Origin of the sequence: [Pseudopropionibacterium] massiliense (assembly GCF_900607225.1) — a bacterium.
GTDB lineage: Bacteria > Actinomycetota > Actinomycetes > Propionibacteriales > Propionibacteriaceae > Arachnia > Arachnia massiliensis.
This window is the reverse complement of record NZ_LR027842.1, coordinates 1,929,540-1,947,928: the sequence shown is the minus strand read 5'-3', so window position 1 is coordinate 1,947,928 and position 18,389 is coordinate 1,929,540. Positions and strand designations below refer to the sequence as shown.

Genomic DNA, 18,389 nt, shown 5'->3' with positions numbered 1-18,389 from the left:
GGTTCCTGGTGCCCGTCCCACGGGGGTGGGTGGGGAGGATGCTCTTCCTGAGTGTGTGGGGATACCCTGTCTGCCTCCGGAACAACAAAAGCCCCCGGACCGGTGCATGCTCTATGCCACGGACGGAACCTGCGCCAGCTATCTTCCCGGTCTGCCTACTCCTACCGAGGAGGCCACCGGGCGTGGGGGTGCGCCTGCTCCTGTGGTGTTGGCGAGGGTTGCGGTGGAGCGGATGGATCTTCGTGCTCCGGAGATCGGGGTGTGGCCTCACTCCCTCGAAGAACTGCCCGACGGATACAACTACGTCGGTTGGAACAACTGGATGTGGATCAGGAACCCCACCCCCAACACGTGGGGGCCGGTTACCAGAACAGTGACCGAGTCGGGGTATGCGATCACCGCCACCGCGGCGGTCACGCAGGTCACGTGGGAGATGGGCAACGGCGACACCAAGAAGTGCGGCAAGGGCACCGAACATCCCGAACACAAAACCCGGGACGAGAAATCTCCCACCTGCGGCTATGTCTACCGCCAGCGTGGTGACTTCACCATCACCGCGACCGCGCACTGGGTGATTGTGTGGAACGGGTTGGGGCAGCAGGGAACCATCGAGATGGACCTCACATCCCAGGTCCACACCCGCGTGGTCGAGCTGTCCGCGGTCAACATTCCCAACGACAGACACGGCATCCCTACCCTGGGGCCACCGCCATCAAACCCCACCGGTACCCCCAGCGTGGAGGCTCCCTGCCCCACCAACCACAACAAACACGGCTGCTGAGAGCTTCTTGTGTCGATCCTGTGGGGCGTTCGGAGGACTCAGGCATGGCGGTGGTCAGGATCGCTGTGGCGAAGGGTCTGCGGGAAAGCTGCGGGTTTGATGAGAATGACGAAAGTGCCGAGGCTTGTTCACGTGGGCTGCAGCAACCGGCGAAACTTTTGGCCAGGATGAGGCTGAAGGCGGTCGTGAACAAGCTTTGGTGTGTCTCGGGGCGGTTGTCGTGGCGGAGCTTCACGTGCGGGATCTTCGGGGGAACAGTGTGGTTCGTGGAGACCGGTGGGCTGGTCGCGTGAAGAGGATGGGGGTGACGGCGTCCCCCTTTTTTAGGATTTCTAGGAGGAGTGATGCAGCTCGGATGTTCCTTTCGCCCTGACCGGAAGAGTGGTGATGCCCACAATGTTCAGGAAGGTGCAGGTGTATTCCCCCGTCACCTCCACCTCGACGATGGTGTCGCCGATCACCCGGGCCGTGCCGTGGAATCGGGACGCCGCCACATAGTTCTCGGCCGCTTGTTTCGCGACATCGGGTTCGGGTTTCAGGCGCCCGCCGACCAGTTTCAGGCGTTGGTTTCCCGCGCGGGCTGCTTCTGCGGCGATGCTGCGGGCTTCCTGTGTGGCTCTGGTGTGGCCGGCGAAGTCCACTCCGATTCCGACGATCAGGACGAAAGCGATCAGCACGACCGCTGTCCACACCGTGATGGCGCCACGCTCGCCGCGGCCCCGAACGCTCCTCATGACACGATCCTAGGCTCTGTACGTCCTAGGTGTTCGTGCTGGGAGGAATTGCGGAGGAGTCGTTTCAGCCCCTCGGGGCGCAACGGGAGCTGTAGAGGTGAGAGTCCACGAAATCCTCGGCCCGCAGGGCCTCACCGACAAGAATGATCGCTGCTTGGCGCAGCCCCGATGCGACCGCGGCGTCATGCATGCCCGCGACGGTGGTGCGGATGAGCTGTTGATCCGGTTGGGTGGCGTTGCCGACGATCACGACCGGGCAGTCGCTGCCGTAGTGGGGAAGCAGCTGCTCCTGCAAACGGGCAGTGTGACGGATCGCCAGATGAATCGCCAGGGTCGCCCTCGAGGCCGCCAGATAGTCCAGGCCCTCGGTCTCCGGCATCGCCGTCGAATCCTTCTGGGCGCGTGTCAGGATCACCGTCTGCGCCACCTCCGGGACCGTCAGTTCTTTGCCGATCAACGAAGCAGCCGCCGCATAGGCGGGGACCCCGGGCGTGACGTCCCACGGCACACCAGCTTCGTCGAGACGGCGGGTCTGCTCAGCGATGGCCGAATAGATCGACGGGTCCCCGGAACACAGCCTGGCGACGTCCTTTCCCTCACGGTGAGCCCGGACCAGATGCTCGGTGATGGCATCCAGGTTCAGGTGTTGGGTGTCGATTCGTTCCCCGTCCTCGGGGCAGTGGGCCAACACCTGCTCGATGTAGGTGCCCGCGTACAGGCAGACCGGGGACGTGCGCAGCAACTCGGCGCCACGCAGGGTCAACAGATCGGCGGCACCCGGCCCGGCGCCGATGAAATGAACGGTCATGAGGTCTCCTTGATCAACGAGTAGCAGGTGATTGCTCGTGCTGGCTGCCAGCCGCGGAACGAGCCGAGAGGCTTCGCGGTCTCCAACGAGATCTTCGTCAACTCGCCTCCGACCCGGGCCTGCAAACCAGTGAGCAGGGCATCGGTCTCCAGGGTGACGGAGTGGATCACCAGCCGCCCTCCGGTGGGAAGCGCGGACAGCGCGACCTCGCAGGTGTCCGCGTTGGCTCCCCCGCCGAAGAAAATGGCGTCCGGGGTGGGTAGTGATGGATCGGACATCAGGGCCAAGGCGTCCCCCACCCGCACCTCGAAACGGTCGGCCACCCCCAGACGAGCCGCATTGCCGCGGGCCCGGGCAGCGCGATCTCCGCGTTTCTCAAAAGCGACGGTACGGGTGCCGGGAGCACTGCGGCACCAGGAGATGCCCATGCTTCCCGACCCCGTTCCGACGTCCCACAGCACCTGTCCGCGCGCCGGCACCAGTGCCGCCAACGCGAGCAGCCGCATCGGTTGCTTCGTCAACTGTCCGTCATGGGTGAAGGCGTCGTCAGGCAGCAACGGCCCGGCGACCACGGGATGCGCGCCGGTGCTGAACTCAATTGCCACCACGTTCAGGCGCGGCAGTTCCTCCCGGTGCGCAGCGAGGGTTTCTGCCGTGAAATCCTGCCGGGTCTCCCGTGATGTGCCGAGATTGCCGAGCACCGTCATGGCCGAGGTGCCCCACCCCGCCGTCATCAGGATCCGGGCCAGCTCACCCGGGGTGGTCTGATCCGCGGACAGGGCTATGACCCGCTCACCGGGAGCGGCCAGCGCCAGCACGCGCCGAGGATCACGTCCTACCAACGAAACCCAGTCGGTTGTCTCGGCGGGCCACAGCATCCGAGAACGCGCGAGCGTTTCCGATGACAACGCAGGATGCACCCGGACGCGTTCCGCACCCAACACCTCCATGAGAGTGGTGGCCACTCCCGACAACAACGGGTCACCGGAGGCGAGCACCACCACATCGTCGCCCAGTTCCTCGAACAACCGCGCCAATCCGGCGCGCAGCGGCGTGGGCCACGGCACACCGCGCGAGGAGTCGGGAAGCATCCCCAGGTGCCTGGCGCCACCCACCACGACCGGCGCCGAGGCCACCAACTCCCGCAGTTTCGCCGGAAGTTCCTCGAGCCCGGACGCCGGTACGCCAACGACATCGATCACGGTGAGAGAGCTTATCCGGATTGTGGAACAATGAAGCAGCTGGGTGCGGAATGCGGTGCGAATCCGCAGCGGTCCCGCCACTGTGTACCCCTAGGGTGAGCCAGGCCATCGACCCAGCCAACTGCGACGTGGGCGCGGACCCACAGGAAGGCATACCCGAATCACATGAAGTTCCCATTCACCGCGGTCCTCGGGGCCGAGGACATGGCGCGTGCCCTGATCCTGGCCAGCATCTCCCCGGAGATCGGTGGCGTCCTCGTGCGAGGCGAGAAGGGCACGGCGAAGTCCACCATGGTCCGGGCCCTCACCGAGGTGCTGCCCCGCCAAGAGGTTGTCGACGGATGTCGTTTCCGCTGCGACCCGGCCCGGCCGGATCCCGATTGTCTTGACGGTCCCCACTCGGCCCCGGAACACCACCAGGCGCAGGTTCCGCTGGTCGAACTACCGGTGGGTGCCTCCGAGGACCGTGTCACGGGATCACTGGACCTGCAGGCGGCTCTCGGCAAGGGACAGACCACCTTCGAACCGGGGCTGCTGGCCGCAGCGCACCGGGGAATTCTCTACGTCGACGAGGTCAACCTGCTTCACGATCACCTGGTGGACCTTCTCCTCGACGCCGCGGCCATGGGACGCAGCACGGTGGAACGCGACGGGGTGTCGGTCGCACACGCTGCCCGCCTGATGCTGGTCGGCACCATGAACCCGGAGGAAGGGGAGCTGCGTCCGCAGCTCCTAGACCGTTTCGGACTGACCGTCGAGGTCACCGCCCCTCGTGACCCGGACGTACGCGTGGAAATCGTGCGACGCCGCATGGCCTTCGACTCCGACCCCGTCGGGTTCCGTGCACGGCACGAGGCCGAGCAGACCGAACTGGCCACCCGGATAGCAGCGGCTCAGCGGACGGTTGAGGACGTGGCGTTGCCGGACTCGATGCTGCGAAAGATCGCGGAGGTGTGCGCGGGCTTCGATGTCGACGGCATGCGGGCAGACATCGTCACGGCCCGCGCCGCCCGCGCCAATGCCGCCTGGGAAGGACGTTCCCGAGTCACCCGGGCCGACATTCGCGTCGCCGCCCTGCTCGCGCTGCCACACCGCCGCCGCCGCAAACCGTTCGACGCGCCCGGTCTGGACGAGGAACTTCTCGATCAGCTCCTCGGCGACGACGAACCGGAACCGGACCCTGATCCGGCGCCTGAACCCGACCGGGGAACCGAGGACGAAACCACGGATCCGGATGATGCTGCCTCCGAGGACACGCCCGGGCCTCCGCCCTCGCAACAGGAACCAATTCCTGAGCAGTCCGATCCGAAGGATCTGAAGGACCGGGAGCAGACATCCCCGCCACCCCCCGAACAGGGCCAGGCACCCGTCGGCCTGAGCCTCGCGGGCGAACCGTACAGGCCCCGGGTGTTGCGGGCCAAGGGACTGGGTGAGGGATCGCCGGGACGTCGCAGTCGTGCCCTGACCAGTCACGGCCGGATGGTCGGGGTCGATCCGAGGGCCCGGACCGGTGCCTGGCACGTCCCCGCGACGATCAAGGCCGCAGCTCCCCGGCAGGCAGAACGCGGCCACGAACCAGGCCAACGACTGCGGATCGCCGGCGACGACGTGCGCCGCGCACGCCGTGAGGGTCGTGAGTCGAACCTGGTTCTGTTCGTCGTGGACGCATCCGGGTCGATGGGGGCCAGGCGCCGGATGGAGACGGTCAAGACAGCGGTGCTGTCGCTGCTGCTGGACGCCTACCAGCGTCGCGACAAGGTGGGGATGGTCACCTTCCGCGGCGATTCCGCCGAGTTGGTGCTGCCGCCGACCGGCTCCATCGAGGCAGCCGCCGTGCGTCTCGACGAGCTTCCCCACGGGGGGCGGACCCCGCTTGCGGAGGGCATCGAGTGCGCGGCCCAGGTGCTTGCCACCGAGGCCGTCAAGGATCCGACCCGGCGCCCGATTCTCGTGCTGCTCAGTGACGGCCGCGCCACCGCAGGCAAGGGGGCCCTGGCCCGCTCGAAGGCGGCGGCGGATGCACTGGCCATGCGCGGTTTCGACTGTGTGGTCATCGACTGTGAGACCGGGCCGATGCGCCTCGGTCTGGCCCGGGACCTGGCGGTTCGTCTCGGCGCCGAGCTGGTTCCCATGGCCGAACTCGATCCCGCCGCCATCACCGATGTGGTGCGCGGCAGCCTGCAAGCCAAGGAGGTGGCCTGATGGCCCAGGGAACCCCGGAGACCGTGCCCGACGACGGATTGACCACCAAGCAACGGCGGAACCGGCCCATGGTGATCGTCAACCAGGGCGAGGGGAAGGGAAAATCCACGGCGGCCTTCGGCCTGGCGCTGCGCGGCTGGAACCAGGGATGGAGCATCGGGGTCTTCCAGTTCGTGAAGTCGGCGAAGTGGCGGATCGGTGAGCAGACCGCTCTCGAGGCCTTGGGAAAGCTGCACGAGGAAACCGGTCAGGGCGGTCCCGTCGAGTGGCACAAAATGGGATCCGGATGGTCCTGGACAAGGAAGGCCTCCGAGGACGACCCCGCCCGGGCCGCCCGTGACGGTTGGGGAGAGGTGAAACGCCGTCTGGCAGAGCAGACCCACGGGCTCTACGTCCTCGACGAGTTCACCTATCCGCTGGAATGGGGCTGGATCGATGTCGATGACGTGGTGGCGACCCTGACGAACCGGCCCGGGTTCCAGCACGTCGTCATCACCGGGCGTCGCTGTCCCGGCCCAGTGCTGGAGCTTGCGAATCTGGTCACGAACATGACCAAGATCAAGCATCCCTTCGACGAGGGTCAGAAGGGTCAGAAGGGCATCGAGTGGTGAGCCTTCCCCGTTTCGTCGTGGCCGCGGCCGCGTCGGGGCAGGGCAAGACCACCATCACGACCGGGATCATCGCCGCGCTGGCCGCTCGTGGGATGGCCGTGCAGGGTTTCAAGGTGGGTCCCGATTTCATCGACCCGGGTTATCACGCACTTGCCTCGGGGCGGGTGGGGCGCAATCTGGATCCATTCCTGGTGGGGGAGCAGCGGGTGGCGCCTCTGCTGGCCCACGGCGCCCGAGGCGCCGAGATCTCCGTGATCGAGGGCGTGATGGGCCTGTTCGACGGACAGCTCGGTACCCATGGGTTCGGATCGACGGCGCACGTCGCCGCTCTCGTCGATGCCCCGATCGTGCTGTGCCTGGATGCCTCCCACGCATCGCGTTCCGTCGCCGCGGTTGCGCTCGGTCTGACCCACTACGATCCCGCCCTGAACTTCGCCGGGGTGATCATCAACAAAGTTGCTTCGCCGAAGCATCGCGACGAGGTACTGTCCGCCCTCGAGGGGATGGGGCTGCCGATCCTCGGGGTGTTGCCCCGCGACGCCGCCATCGAAGCGCCCTCGCGGCACCTCGGTCTGGTTCCCGTGGAGGAGCGGGCCGATGCGAACGCGACCATGGAGCGGCTGGCCTCCCAGGTCAGCGCGCACATCGACCTGGACGCCTTGATCGCGGCGGCGCGGTCCGCCCCGGAACTGGACGTCACCGCGTGGAACCCGGCCGCTGAGGTCACACCCCCGGGCGGACGTCGGCCCGTGGTGGCGGTCGCGGGCGGCAGGGCCTTCACGTTCCGCTACCCGGAGACCGTGGAGCTGCTCGAGGCCGCGGGCTGCCGGGTGCAGGTCTTCGACCCCGCCGCCGACGACCGGCTGCCGGAGAACGTTTCGGGTATTTATCTTGGGGGAGGGTTTCCCGAGGTTCACGCGGCGGCCCTGGCCTCACGGGCCGATCTGCGGCGGGAGATCGCGGACTTCGTGGCCTCCGGGGGGCCGGTGGTGGCGGAGTGCGCCGGGATGCTGTACCTGTCCGACAGCGTCGACGCCACCGGCATGGTCGGGGCGATTCCCGGGGTGGCGGCCATGGGCCCGCGGCTGACCCTCGGATACCGGAGAGCCACGACGACCCGGGACGGTTTCTACGCGCGGGCCGGGGAGGAGATCACCGGGCACGAGTTCCACCGCACCACGACCCAGTTCCCACCCGGCAGCGAACCCGGCTGGGAATGGGAGACCCCCGACGGTCCCAGGACCGACGGATGGGCCCGGGGTAACGTGCACGCCTCCTATCTTCACGTTCACTGGGCCGGGCATCCCCAGCTGGCCCAGAGGTTCGCCGAGGCGGTTCACGGCCACCGGCCGGACCCCGCCGCAGGCGCGGGAATCGTGTCGCGCAGTGTGGCTTCCCCGGGGGACTTCGACCTGGACCACCACGGCGATGCGGAACTCGCGGATGGCATTGAGGACCTGGCCGTGAACGTCCGTTTGACGTCCCCTCCGCAGTGGCTGCTGGCGGAGCTCGGGGCCGTGGAGCTGGCCCCCTATCCGAGGGCGGGGGAGACCATCGAGGTGCTCGCCGCCTGGCACAAGACCGGACCGGATTGCGTGCTGCCCGTTGCCGGGGTGGCGGAGGCGTTCACCCTCGTCGCCCGCGGATTGCGGTACCGGCATCCCGCGGTGATCCATCCGCAGTTCACCGAACCCGAGGCCGCGCTTCGAGCCGCGGGGGTGGTGCCGCAGCGGGTGCTGCTCTGGCCGGAGGACGGGTTCCGGTTGGAAGTGGCGCGGGTCCCGGAGGCGGCCGATCTGGTGTTCGTCGGGAATCCGACCAATCCGACCGGGGTGCTGCACCCCGCCGATCAGATCAGGCGACTGATCAGGCCGGGCCGGGTGGTGGTGGTCGACGAGGCGTTCATGGACGCGGTGCGGGGGGAGACGGAGTCGCTGCTCGGCGGTGACCTCACCGGGGTGCTCGTGCTGCGTTCGCTCACAAAGACATGGGGGTTGGCGGGGGTGCGGGTCGGCTACGTCCTCGGCGATCCCACCCTGATCGCGGCCCTCCGGCGGATCCAGACACCCTGGGCGGTGTCAACCCCCGCCCTGGCGGCCATCCGGGCGGTCTGCTCCGACAGGGCGCGCACCGAGACAGAGCGCTGGCAGGAAGAACTCCGGGGCAACCGCGATGCCCTGACCGCGGATCTGCGTTGCCTGGGGCTGCACGTCGTCGAGTCCGGGGCTCCGTTCCTGTTGGTTCGGGGACCGGTCGGGTTGCGTGAGAAATTGAGGGCGTGTGGGCTCGGGGTGCGTCGAGGTGATACCTTCCCCGGGCTGGATTCCGAATGGTTCAGGGTGCGCGTTCCTGGACCCGGGCTGCGGGCCCGTTTGATAGACGCGCTGGGCAAGGAGATGGAATGAACGGTCGTGTCGTTCTCGTTGGTGCCGGTCCGGGCGATCCGGACCTGATCACGGTTGCCGGGTTGAAGGCCCTGCGCGACGCCGATGTGATCGTCACCGACCGGCTGGTGCCGGAGGCCCTCCTGACCGAGGCCCGGGAAACCGCCGAGATCATTCCGGTCGGGAAGACCCCTCGCGGCGAGTTCACCCCGCAGGAAAGAATCAACGAGATCCTCGTCGAGCAGGCCCTGGCAGGCCGGGTCGTGGTGCGCTTCAAGGGCGGCGATCCGTTCATCTTCGGACGCGGCTACGAGGAGTGGCTGGCCTGTGCCGCCGCAGGCGTGCCCGTCAGCTACGTGCCCGGCATCTCCTCATCCATCGCAGGGGGTGGGCTGGCGGGCATCCCGATAACCCATCGCGGCGTCACCCAGGGCTACACCGTGGTCAGCGGGCACGTTCCCCCGGGTGACGAGCGCGGCGACATCGACTGGGACCACCTGGCGGGCTCCGGCCTGACCCTCGTTATCATGATGGGCGTGCTCTACCTGCCCCGGATCACCGAACGTCTGGTCGCTGCCGGGCTGGATCCGCGGACCCCGGCAGCCGTGGTGGAGAACGCGGGCCTGCCCAGGATGCGGCTGGTGCGCTCCACCGTCAGCGAGATCGCGGAGGTCGCAGAAGCGGAGGGAGTGCGTCCCCCGGCCGTCACGATCATCGGGGAGGTCGCAGGTCTCGGGGCCTGAGGAACAAGCGGAGACGGCCCTTGGCAGGCACATCCGTTCAGATGTCCAGTTCCTCGACCATGGGTTGGGATTCCGCTCGCTCGATCTCGTCGATCAGGTAGTCAGGCATCTCGCCGCGCATTCTGGTGATGTCTGGGAAAACGTGCAACTCACGGTGTTTCGTGTTCCACCACTCGCCTTCCCAGGCTTCCTGGTTCCCCCACACAGGGGAGTCGTCGTCCTCGGTGGACATCCTGGACCAGTCCGGCTCGTCGCGTGTGTGCACGGCATACTGCCCACGAGCCGTGACATAAACGCTGAAGGTGCGTGTACGCAGTCCCTCGTCCTGCTTCCGGCGGAGCAGGAGCCGACCGGAGAAGCGCTTCGTCCTCACAACGCCGCCATCGTCCACCTTGAGTTCAATGGTTTCCAAGCCCGCTCCTTCCCGGTTCTTCTCATGCTGCGCCAGGTACAGCCTTAAACCCGCGGCGACGGCGGCCGACATTCCATCGGCCAGGTGAGATGCCCGCTCGAACATGGGCAGGTCGGACTCAGCGACGTACATGTTCTTGCTGGGCATGGATATAAGTATGCGCATATTGGTTGGTGAGGGCGAGCCGGGTGTTGAAGCTCGTCCCGGCGTGTTCTCTCAGCGCATGCCCCGCGCCCTCCCCGGGGCTTGTCATGCGGGTGCTTCATTGACCCATGTGAGGGCTTCCCGCGGGGGCGCCATCTGTGGAACGTTCTTTGGTGCCGGGTGCGATACCGCAACAACCAGCACTGCCCAACCCGTATCCTGCTACGTGGTACCCACCGGGCGTGGCAACGCCACTTGGCCAGCCAAGGCGCCGCGGTCAACTGCGAATAGCCTTGAAAGGAGCGTTCTGCGTAATTTTTACGCTCGACAGCTGGTTCCGGCGTAGGATGCCGTCATGCTGCTACTCAGTTTCTCTGCACGGAACCATCGCAGCCTGCGCGACGAAACCGTCCTGGACCTCACCAGGCCATCCTTCCGCACCCTTCGTCCCAGAGGGGGGGGAACCTGGCAGGACCAGACCTACCCGGTGGCGGCGATCCTGGGAGCGAATGCATCTGGCAAGTCGGCGATCGTCGATGCCCTGTGGTACGCGAGGTCCGCCATAATGGCGTCGGCTTCGGGGTGGCTGAGTCAAAAAAAGATGCCGAGGGACGCCTTTGCACTGGATGATTCCAGCATGTCAGCCAGCAGCGAATTCGCTTTTGATTTCGTGCTCGACGGGGTGCGCCACCAGTATCGCTTCGAGATTGACGACGAAGGAGTGGTGGGTGAGTCGTTGTTTGATCTCCCCGGTGCTCGTCGCAGGCGTCTGTTGCTGCGAGACTCTACTGGAATGGTGAAATTGCACCCGGATCTTGGACCGATTGGGCCGGTCGCCAAGCGTGAGCTTGTACTCAGTAGGGCTTTGCAACTGGGGCGGGGAGGTCTGGAAAAGATTGCCGGTGGGCTTCTGGGAGGCGTCATGGTGCTGCCGCTTGGTGAAGACCATAGACGCAGCACTGCCAAGAATTTGGCAGAAATACTGTTGAGCCCTGAGGGTGCCGGAGAATCTTCCAGGGAATATGTTGTTTCTCTCTTGCAGATGGCGGATATAGGTATTGTCGATGCCGGTCCTGACGAGGAAGTGCTTCCTCCCGAACTGCTGGAGGTCCAGCGGCACTTGAACTTGGCGCAGAAGAAATTGTTTGATGTCGGTGGTCCCGGCAGGGGCGAAGGGGAAGAAAAGCTTCTCGGTTTCCTGGACGATGTGGTGAGAAATCTCTGGTTCGAGCATCAGGGGACCAGGTCGAGGCCGGGAAAGTTGTCCCTCGAGCGCGAGAGCGCAGGAACCGTGGCCTGGCTCGCGCTGGTGATCCCAGCGGTGGTGACCCTTCAGCAAGGGGGCGTGTTGGTTGTCGATGAAATCGATTCAAGTCTTCATCCCCATCTGGTGGAGATGTTGATCGGGTTCTTCGCGGATGAACAGAAGAACCCTCTTGGGTCCCAGCTGATCTGTACCACGCACGACTCCTATCTGATATCCCCGCAGAGCAGCGTGAAGTTGGAGCCGGAGCAGATCTGGCTGACGGAGAAGGGGAACGACGGGGCCAGCGAGCTGTACTCACTTGCTGATTTCCCCCGTCACAAGGGAGCCAATGTGGCGAAGCGCTACTTGAGTGGCCGCTATGGCGGGGTTCCCTCGCTGGCACCCAGTTTCTTGGGACGGGTGCTCGACCTTGATGGGGAACCATCCGCGGTTCAGGACGCGGGCTGATGGCTGCTCGGCGTCCCAAGCGGGCACTGCGTAAGCGAGGACTGGTGGTGACCGAGGGGACCTGTACGGAACCCCAGTATGTCGATATGCTCAAACGGCACCTTGGTGGCGGGCAGGTCAGCGTGAAGACGGTTGGGGTCGGGCAGTCCCCCATGCGGGTTCTCAGTCGTGCACGCAAGGAGATGAAACAGGCAAAGCGAAACTCAGAACCATTTGACTGGTGCTGTCTGCTGCTCGACGTGGACCAGCACACCGACATCGATGAATGTCTCAGAGAAGCGTCGCAAGACGGCATCAAGGTTCTTGTCAGCAATCTCAAATTTGAGGTCTGGCTGGTATGGCACGTGACCGACCTGACATCTGTTGAAGGAACCAGGGAGCTGGATAGGCGCGTGGGGAAAGAGGGCATCATGTCCGGCAAGCATCTCCATCCGCGTTTCCCGATCCACAATCACCTGCAGGCAGCAGAAAGGGCGCGCAGGGCGGACCCCTGTCTGGCCGCCGGAAGGGTGGGGCCCAACCCGTCGTCCGCCATGCCCGTGCTGATCGACCTCATGCGAACCGGGATCACGAAGCCCCGTTGATCCATGCGAGGGCTTCCTGCGGCGTGACCACCTGCGGCACGTCCTTCGGATCCGGGGCGCGGCGCACCACGATCACCCGCACCCCCAGGTCACCGGCGGCGGTCAACTTCGCCTCGGTCAGGGAACCGCCCGAGTCCTTCGTGACCAGCACGTCGGCTCCCAGTTCGTGCAGCAGCCGCTTCTCGGAGTCGACGGTGAACGGGCCGCGTTCCAGCAGCGGTTGCCACGAATCGGGAAGTGGCTTTTCCGGAAGCTCCACCATGCGTGCCACCACATCCGGCAGTTTCCGGTAGTGGTCCAGCGACTGCCTGCCGACCGTCAACAGCACCTTCCCGTATCCGGCGGCCTCCGCGGCTGCCTCGTCGTGGGAATCCACCCAGGTCCAGGTGCCGGCCAACGGATGCGAGACCCAGCTGGGTCTGGCGATCCGCAGCAACGGCGTGCCGGTCCTCCGGCAGGCCACGACCGCGTTGGAGCTGATCTGCTCGGCGAAGGGGTGAGTGGCATCGACCACCCGGCCGATCCCATTGATCGCCAGCCAATCGGCCAGTCCGTCAGCTCCGCCGAAACCGCCGATCCGCACCTCACCCGCTATGTGGGCCGGTCTGTGAACCCGTCCGGCCAAGGAGGTTGTGACCTCGTGACCGTCCGCCACGAGGAGTTCGGCTAGTTCGCGGCCCTCTCGGGTGCCGCCAAGGATGAGGGTCTTCACGTGGACATTCAACTCCATTGTCCGGGCATTAGTAATCTGGCCCCATGACTGTGAGCCTTGGCATGCCCGCAGCACCTCCGAAGGTGCTCGCGCCCCGTAGGAAATCCCGCAAGATCAAGGTCGGGTCAATCCACGTGGGAGGCGACGCGCCGATTTCCGTTCAGTCGATGACCAACACCAAGACCACCGACATCAACGGCACGCTGCAACAGATCGCCGAGCTCACCGCCGCCGGCTGCGACATCGTCAGGGTCGCGGTTCCCAGCGCCGACGACGCGGAGGCGCTCCCGATCATCGCCATGAAGTCGCAGATCCCCGTGATCGCCGACATCCACTTCCAGCCCCGATATGTTTTCGCGGCCATCGACGCGGGCTGCGCAGCGGTGCGTGTCAACCCCGGCAACATCAAACAGTTCGACGACAAGGTCGCGGAGATCGCCAGGGCCGCCACCGAATCGGGGGTGTCGCTGCGCATCGGCGTCAATGCCGGATCCCTGGACAAGCGGTTACTGGCCAAGTACGGGTCGCCCACCCCGGAGGCGCTCGTCGAGTCGGCGATGTGGGAGGCCTCATTGTTCGAGCAGGTGGGTTTCCACGACTTCAAGATCTCCGTGAAACACCACGACCCCGTCGTCATGGTTCGCGCCTACGAACTGCTCGCGGAGGCGTGCGAGTACCCGCTGCACCTCGGAGTGACGGAGGCGGGCCCGGCCTTCCAGGGCACCATCAAGTCATCGGTGGCCTTCGGGGCGCTGCTCAGTGAGGGCATCGGCGACACCATCCGGGTCTCCTTGTCCGCTCCGCCCGCCGAGGAGGTCAAGGTCGGCACGAAGATCCTGGAGGCCCTCAACCTGCGGCCCCGGAAACTGGACATCGTCTCCTGCCCGTCATGCGGACGCGCCCAGGTGGACGTGTACACCCTCGCGGAAGAGGTGACCAAGGGCCTGGAGGGTATGACGGCCCCACTGCGAGTTGCAGTCATGGGATGCGTGGTGAACGGTCCCGGGGAAGCCCGCGAGGCCGATCTGGGGGTGGCCTCCGGCAACGGGAAGGGCAAGATCTTCGTGCGTGGTGAGGTCATCAAGACCGTCCCTGAGGATCAGATCGTGGAAACCCTCCTCGCCGAGGCCCACCGGATGGCGGCCGAGATGAGCGAGGTGGGCGAGCCCCGGGTGTCGGTTTCCTGACATGGCGACGAGGCTGCGAACCCTTGGCCCACAGGATCTGTGGGCCATTCAGGAGTTTCTTCTGCAGCGCCCCGTCGAGAACCTCTTCCTGACGCACAAGCTGCATCAGTACGGCGTCGACGAACGCGTGCTCGGGTTCTTCCACGGTTTCGAACGGGACGGCCAGCTGACCGCGGTCTGCATGGACGGCGGCACGCTGTTTCCCGCAGGCATCGACCCGGAGGCGATTCCCGCCTTCGTCAGCGCGGTCGGGGAAAGGCGCCACTGCGCATCCATCCTCGGTCCCAGCATGATGGCGCTCGGCCTGTACCTGGGGTTGACCACTCGATTCCGTGGTGACTGGATGAACGTGGTGAACGTGAGGCAGCGCCAGCCCCTCATGGCGCTCACGGGTCCGCCGCTGGTGGTTCCCGACCCGCGCGTACGGCAACTGACCACCCGGGACTTCGACTCCTACCTGGCGGCCTCCGTCGCGATGTACACCGACGAGATAGGGGCCTCCCCCTACAAACACGGACCTGGATACGACGCCCACGTGAAGGACCGTCTCAGATCGAGGGACGCCTGGGGTGTGGTGGAGAACGATCGGGTGATATTCAAGGCTGATCTGGGTCCCAGGGTAGGGGACCACGCGCAGCTCCAGGGGGTGTGGCTGGAGCCATCGCTGCGAGGCAGAGGGCACTCGGCGGCGCTGCTGGCCGGAATGCTGACCCAGGCCCAGGAACACCATCCGGTCATCAGCCTCTACGTGAACGATTTCAACACCCCCGCCGTCCGGCTCTACGAGAGACTGGGTTTCCAGGAGGTCGGGTCGTTGTCGACGGTTCATTACTGACGAATCGGCCCGGCGGATGTTCCGGCTCATGACCGGACCGGGAGCAACCGGGCGGTAGAGTTCTCCCGTCCCGGACAGGAAGGAACCCTCGTGATCACGCGTCTCAGCCAGTTGTTCGTTCGGACCCTGCGCGAAGACCCGGCGGATGCCGAGGCCGCCAGTCACAGGTGGCTGGTCCGGGCGGGCTACATCCGTCGCGTTGCGCCAGGGGTGTACTCGTGGTTGCCGCTCGGCCTGAAGGTGATGCAGAAGGTCGAGGCCATCGTGAGGGAGGAGATGGAGGCCGCCGGGGCCCAGGAGGTCAGGTTTCCCGCGCTGCTGCCCAGGGATCCCTACGAGGCAACCAACCGTTGGACCGAATACGGGGAGAATCTTTTCCGGCTGCAGGACCGCCGGGGCAACGACATGCTGCTCGGCCCCACCCACGAGGAGATGTTCACCCTTCTGGTGGGCGATCTGTACAGCTCCTACAAGGACCTGCCCCTGATGCTCTACCAGATCCAGACGAAATACCGCGACGAGGCCCGCCCCCGCGCAGGGCTCCTCCGGGGACGCGAGTTCGTCATGAAGGACGCCTACTCCTTCGACGTCGACGACGCGGGGCTCGAGGCCAGCTATCAGGCCTGCCGTGAGGCCTACATCCGCATCTTCGACCGTCTCGGCCTGGAGTACGTGATCGTGAGGGCCACGTCCGGGGCCATGGGCGGTTCCGCATCCGAGGAGTTCCAGGCCGTGCTGCCTGCCGGGGAGGACAGCTTCGTGCGTTCCCCTGGAGGCTACGCCGCGAACGTGGAGGCCGTGACGTTTTCCCCGCGGCCTGCCGTCGCCTTCGACGACGTTCCCGAGGCCGTCGTCGTCGACACCCCCGGAACCCCGACCATCGCATCCCTGGTGGAGGTGCTCAACGCGAACCATCCTCGCAGCGACCGGGAATGGAACGCCGCCGACACCCTGAAGAACGTGGTGCTCAAGGTCACCGGGCCCGACGGGAGGACCCAGCCGTTGGTGATTGGATTGCCGGGTGACCGCGAGGTCGATGTCAGGCGTCTCGCCGCAGCGTTGGCCCCCGCAGAGGCCACCCCGTTCGAGGAGTCCGATTTCGCGGCCCATCCGTCGCTGGTGAAGGGCTACATCGGTCCCGGTGCGCTGGGGGAGAAATCACCATCCAGGGTGAGGTACCTCGTCGATCCACGGGTGAGCATCGGCACCGAGTGGGTGACGGGTGCCGATCAGCAGGACCGTCACGTCGTGCACCTGGTCGCCGGCCGCGACTTCACCCCCGACGGTTTCATCGACGTGGCCGAGGTGCGCGAGGGAGATCCCGCACCCGACGGTTCCGGTCCCCTCAGCCTGGAGCGGGGCATGGAGGTGGGTCACATCTTCCAGCTCGGTCGCAAGTACGCCGAGGCGCTCGGCCTGAAGGTCCTCGACCGGAACGGCAAACTCGTCACCGTGACCATGGGATCCTACGGAATAGGGGTTTCCCGCCTGGTCGCCGCCGTCGCGGAGGCCACCTGCGATGACAAGGGTCTCGCGTGGCCGGCTGAGCTGGCCCCCTACCAGGTACAGGTGATGGTCACCGGCAAGGGACAGGACATGTTCCAGGCCGCCGATGATCTGGCGGAGAAGCTCTCAGGGCTCGGATTCGACGTCCTCTACGATGACCGCAAGGCCAGCCCGGGCGTGAAGTTCACCGATGCGGAACTGCTCGGAATGCCCGTCGCCGTCGTGATCGGGCGTGGCCTGGCCAATGGTCTGGTCGAGATCCGCAACCGCCGCACCGGGGAGAAACGCGAGGTGCTGGTGGCCGACGCCGTCGCTGCGGTCCGGGAGCTCACCGGAGACTGAACGCGCCCGGCTCAGGAGTTCACCCAGCCCGGCCAGGCCGGAAGCCGCCCGCCCAGCGCCTGGAGGCGGGGAACCTGGGCCAGGGCCTCGCCCAGCCAGTCCTTTTCACCGGCCGCGGCCACCACGCCGGCGAGGCCGTTCAGCAGTTTCGACTCCAGCTCCAGCTCAGTGGTCTGGAAGGAAGCGACATCGGTGATGGCAGGTAGGTCGTAGTGGCCGTCCTGACGGGGCCGGTCACTGCCCAGCGCGGAGATCAACCGATCGCGGAGCCTTTTCAGTTCGGTGTGTCGCCCTTGCAGTGTCGCGTGCAGGGGGTCTTTGGGAGTCGTGATTCCCAAGCCCTTTTCGAGTGCCTGCAGCAGCGCCCACACATGGGTGAGCGCAGCGCCGAGCGCTGCCTTGTCCGTGGTCTCCGCGTATCGATATGGCTCGCTCACGGTCTCGTCGGGAACCGAGGCAGGATTCCTCAGGCCTGTCGTGGCCAGGAGAATCGACACGTGGAACAACCTCATCGGCTGGTTGGGTGCCTCCTCGAGTGCTTTCGTGGCAGCATCCAGCACCAGCTGCGTGGCATCCGTTGAAGCAGCAGCCGGATCACTGTTCTGCGGGGCGGAGGGGGAGGCGGAGGTCTCCGGGAAAACGGGTTCACCACCGATGAGGGGATCTGCGGCCAGCAGGCGTGCCTGCCAGGCGGAGGTCTGTGCCAGGGCGGCGGTGCGCCACGGATCGGGCTGCTCCGAGAGCACTCCGGAAAGCTTCGTCACGGCCGAGGAGAGCGTCGACACGCCCGGGTCCTGGGTGGGTTTGGGAGGGGGGACGGGAAGCTCATCCACCACCGGCCCGGGAGCGCAGGCAGTGAGTGTCAGAGCGCCCAGTCCTGCAAACAGATGACGGCGGGTCAGCGACATGGCCCGAATTCTAGCCTCCGCGCCACGTAGGATTGCTTCCACAACCGAGCTCACAACCGAATCGGAGCCTTCATGCAAGAACAACAGCTCGCGGTGCTCGTCGAGCCCATCCTGGCAGAAACCGGGCTGGAGTTGGACAGCCTCGAAGTGATCCCAATCGGAAAGCGACGCCTGCTGCGCATCACTGTTGATGGCGATGGACCGCACGGGCGTGGCCCGCTGCTGGATGACATCTCCACCGCGTCGGCACGGATATCGGCGGTTCTTGACGCCTCGGACGTCGTGGGCAACGCGCCCTACACCTTGGAAGTCACCAGTCGAGGTGTGGGAAAACCTCTGACCGAGGCCAAGCACTATCGCCGCAACCGTGGCCGACTCGTCCGCCTGAGCCTGGAGGAGGGGGAGTGCACCGGACGTGTCCTGCGCGTGACCGACACCGGGGTGGAACTGGACGTCGACGGCGCAGAACGTGAGGTGTCGTTCGCGCAGGTGCGCAAGGCGCAGGTGCAGGTGGAACTCAACCCCCCGAAGGAATTCGCCCTGCCGGGCGAGGAGGCCGAGAACGAGGAGGAGGCCTGAC

The 18,389-nt window shown here is 66.0% G+C and carries 17 protein-coding genes and 1 riboswitch; of the genes, 11 read left to right on the top strand and 6 right to left on the bottom strand.

What is annotated here, in order from left to right; all coding sequences use genetic code 11:
- Positions 1–106 precede the first annotated feature (106 nt).
- Positions 107–781, top strand: coding sequence for a hypothetical protein (locus tag E0E39_RS08660; protein ID WP_245988252.1), 675 nt, complete (start codon positions 107–109; stop codon positions 779–781).
- A gap of 332 nt (positions 782–1,113) precedes the next feature.
- Here the strand turns inward: E0E39_RS08660 and E0E39_RS08655 are convergent, their stop codons facing one another.
- The 3 genes from E0E39_RS08655 to cbiE form a co-directional block, all read right to left on the bottom strand.
- On the bottom strand, positions 1,114–1,515 hold the full coding sequence (locus tag E0E39_RS08655) for a TadE/TadG family type IV pilus assembly protein (RefSeq protein ID WP_130874380.1): 402 nt from the start codon (positions 1,513–1,515) through the stop codon (positions 1,114–1,116).
- Positions 1,516–1,579: 64 nt separating this feature from the next.
- Complete coding sequence (cobM, locus tag E0E39_RS08650) at positions 1,580–2,323, bottom strand: precorrin-4 C(11)-methyltransferase (RefSeq protein WP_130874379.1); 744 nt, start codon at positions 2,321–2,323, stop codon at positions 1,580–1,582.
- A complete protein-coding gene (cbiE, locus tag E0E39_RS08645; RefSeq protein WP_130874378.1) occupies positions 2,320–3,525 on the bottom strand; it encodes a precorrin-6y C5,15-methyltransferase (decarboxylating) subunit CbiE in 1,206 nt (401 codons plus the stop codon). Before cbiE ends, cobM begins: the two co-directional genes overlap by 4 nt.
- A gap of 24 nt (positions 3,526–3,549) precedes the next feature.
- Positions 3,550–3,656: riboswitch (cobalamin riboswitch) on the top strand.
- 34 nt (positions 3,657–3,690) lie between these two features.
- Here cbiE and E0E39_RS08640 point away from each other — a divergent pair.
- From E0E39_RS08640 to cobA, 4 genes are read left to right on the top strand one after another with little or no spacing between them, the layout of a single operon-like run.
- Positions 3,691–5,727, top strand: coding sequence for a putative cobaltochelatase (locus E0E39_RS08640; protein ID WP_130874377.1), 2,037 nt, complete (start codon positions 3,691–3,693; stop codon positions 5,725–5,727).
- A complete protein-coding gene (cobO, locus tag E0E39_RS08635) occupies positions 5,727–6,338 on the top strand; it encodes a cob(I)yrinic acid a,c-diamide adenosyltransferase (RefSeq protein ID WP_130874376.1) in 612 nt (203 codons plus the stop codon). Before E0E39_RS08640 ends, cobO begins: the two co-directional genes overlap by 1 nt.
- Positions 6,335–8,743: a bifunctional hydrogenobyrinic acid a,c-diamide synthase/histidinol phosphate aminotransferase CobBC gene (gene cobBC / locus E0E39_RS08630; protein ID WP_130874375.1), complete on the top strand. Its 2,409-nt coding sequence runs from the start codon at positions 6,335–6,337 to the stop codon at positions 8,741–8,743. Before cobO ends, cobBC begins: the two co-directional genes overlap by 4 nt.
- Complete coding sequence (gene cobA, locus E0E39_RS08625) at positions 8,740–9,465, top strand: uroporphyrinogen-III C-methyltransferase (protein ID WP_130874374.1); 726 nt, start codon at positions 8,740–8,742, stop codon at positions 9,463–9,465. The genes cobBC and cobA overlap by 4 nt, the downstream gene beginning before the upstream one ends.
- Positions 9,466–9,502: 37 nt before the next feature.
- Here cobA and E0E39_RS08620 read toward each other — a convergent pair whose 3' ends face one another.
- Entirely contained in the window at positions 9,503–10,024 is a 522-nt protein-coding gene (locus E0E39_RS08620; RefSeq protein ID WP_130874373.1) for an EXLDI protein, read from the bottom strand.
- 352 nt (positions 10,025–10,376) lie between these two features.
- Here E0E39_RS08620 and E0E39_RS08615 point away from each other — a divergent pair, with 352 nt between their 5' ends.
- Positions 10,377–11,735: an AAA family ATPase gene (locus E0E39_RS08615; RefSeq protein WP_130874372.1), complete on the top strand. Its 1,359-nt coding sequence runs from the start codon at positions 10,377–10,379 to the stop codon at positions 11,733–11,735.
- A 47-nt stretch (positions 11,736–11,782) separates the two neighbouring features.
- Positions 11,783–12,319: an RloB family protein gene (locus E0E39_RS08610; protein WP_165444703.1), complete on the top strand. Its 537-nt coding sequence runs from the start codon at positions 11,783–11,785 to the stop codon at positions 12,317–12,319.
- On the opposite strand, the gene E0E39_RS08605 is transcribed toward E0E39_RS08610, so the two are convergent.
- Complete coding sequence (locus E0E39_RS08605; protein WP_130874370.1) at positions 12,303–13,031, bottom strand: cobalt-precorrin-6A reductase; 729 nt, start codon at positions 13,029–13,031, stop codon at positions 12,303–12,305. The two genes, E0E39_RS08610 and E0E39_RS08605, sit on opposite strands and share 17 nt — an antisense overlap.
- Before the next feature lie 44 nt (positions 13,032–13,075).
- On the opposite strand from E0E39_RS08605, the gene ispG reads away from it, so the two are divergent.
- The 3 genes from ispG (at position 13,076) to E0E39_RS08590 (ending at position 16,901) form a co-directional block, all read left to right on the top strand.
- A complete protein-coding gene (gene ispG / locus E0E39_RS08600) occupies positions 13,076–14,218 on the top strand; it encodes a flavodoxin-dependent (E)-4-hydroxy-3-methylbut-2-enyl-diphosphate synthase (RefSeq protein ID WP_130874369.1) in 1,143 nt (380 codons plus the stop codon).
- Position 14,219: 1 nt separating this feature from the next.
- Positions 14,220–15,053, top strand: coding sequence for a GNAT family N-acetyltransferase (locus E0E39_RS08595; protein ID WP_130874368.1), 834 nt, complete (start codon positions 14,220–14,222; stop codon positions 15,051–15,053).
- A 90-nt stretch (positions 15,054–15,143) separates the two neighbouring features.
- Positions 15,144–16,901, top strand: a complete 1,758-nt coding sequence (locus tag E0E39_RS08590) for a proline--tRNA ligase (protein WP_130874367.1) — start codon at positions 15,144–15,146, stop codon at positions 16,899–16,901.
- An 11-nt stretch (positions 16,902–16,912) separates the two neighbouring features.
- Here E0E39_RS08590 and E0E39_RS08585 read toward each other — a convergent pair whose 3' ends face one another.
- Positions 16,913–17,809, bottom strand: coding sequence for a hypothetical protein (locus E0E39_RS08585; RefSeq protein ID WP_130874366.1), 897 nt, complete (start codon positions 17,807–17,809; stop codon positions 16,913–16,915).
- 72 nt (positions 17,810–17,881) lie between these two features.
- Between E0E39_RS08585 and rimP the strand changes: the two genes are divergently transcribed.
- On the top strand, positions 17,882–18,388 hold the full coding sequence (gene rimP, locus E0E39_RS08580; RefSeq protein WP_130874365.1) for a ribosome maturation factor RimP: 507 nt from the start codon (positions 17,882–17,884) through the stop codon (positions 18,386–18,388).
- The last annotated feature ends 1 nt before the right edge of the window (position 18,389 follow it).

Coding starts and splice junctions, on each gene's coding strand:
- E0E39_RS08655 (WP_130874380.1), bottom strand. CDS start 1,515: ATGAGGAGCGTTCGGGGCCGCGGCGAGCGTGGCGCCATCACGGTGTGG.
- E0E39_RS08615 (WP_130874372.1), top strand. CDS start 10,377: ATGCTGCTACTCAGTTTCTCTGCACGGAACCATCGCAGCCTGCGCGAC.
- rimP (WP_130874365.1), top strand. CDS start 17,882: ATGCAAGAACAACAGCTCGCGGTGCTCGTCGAGCCCATCCTGGCAGAA.
- E0E39_RS08620 (WP_130874373.1), bottom strand. CDS start 10,024: ATGCCCAGCAAGAACATGTACGTCGCTGAGTCCGACCTGCCCATGTTC.
- cobO (WP_130874376.1), top strand. CDS start 5,727: ATGGCCCAGGGAACCCCGGAGACCGTGCCCGACGACGGATTGACCACC.
- cobM (WP_130874379.1), bottom strand. CDS start 2,323: ATGACCGTTCATTTCATCGGCGCCGGGCCGGGTGCCGCCGATCTGTTG.
- E0E39_RS08585 (WP_130874366.1), bottom strand. CDS start 17,809: ATGTCGCTGACCCGCCGTCATCTGTTTGCAGGACTGGGCGCTCTGACA.
- E0E39_RS08595 (WP_130874368.1), top strand. CDS start 14,220: ATGGCGACGAGGCTGCGAACCCTTGGCCCACAGGATCTGTGGGCCATT.
- cobA (WP_130874374.1), top strand. CDS start 8,740: ATGAACGGTCGTGTCGTTCTCGTTGGTGCCGGTCCGGGCGATCCGGAC.
- E0E39_RS08640 (WP_130874377.1), top strand. CDS start 3,691: ATGAAGTTCCCATTCACCGCGGTCCTCGGGGCCGAGGACATGGCGCGT.
- E0E39_RS08660 (WP_245988252.1), top strand. CDS start 107: ATGCTCTATGCCACGGACGGAACCTGCGCCAGCTATCTTCCCGGTCTG.
- ispG (WP_130874369.1), top strand. CDS start 13,076: ATGACTGTGAGCCTTGGCATGCCCGCAGCACCTCCGAAGGTGCTCGCG.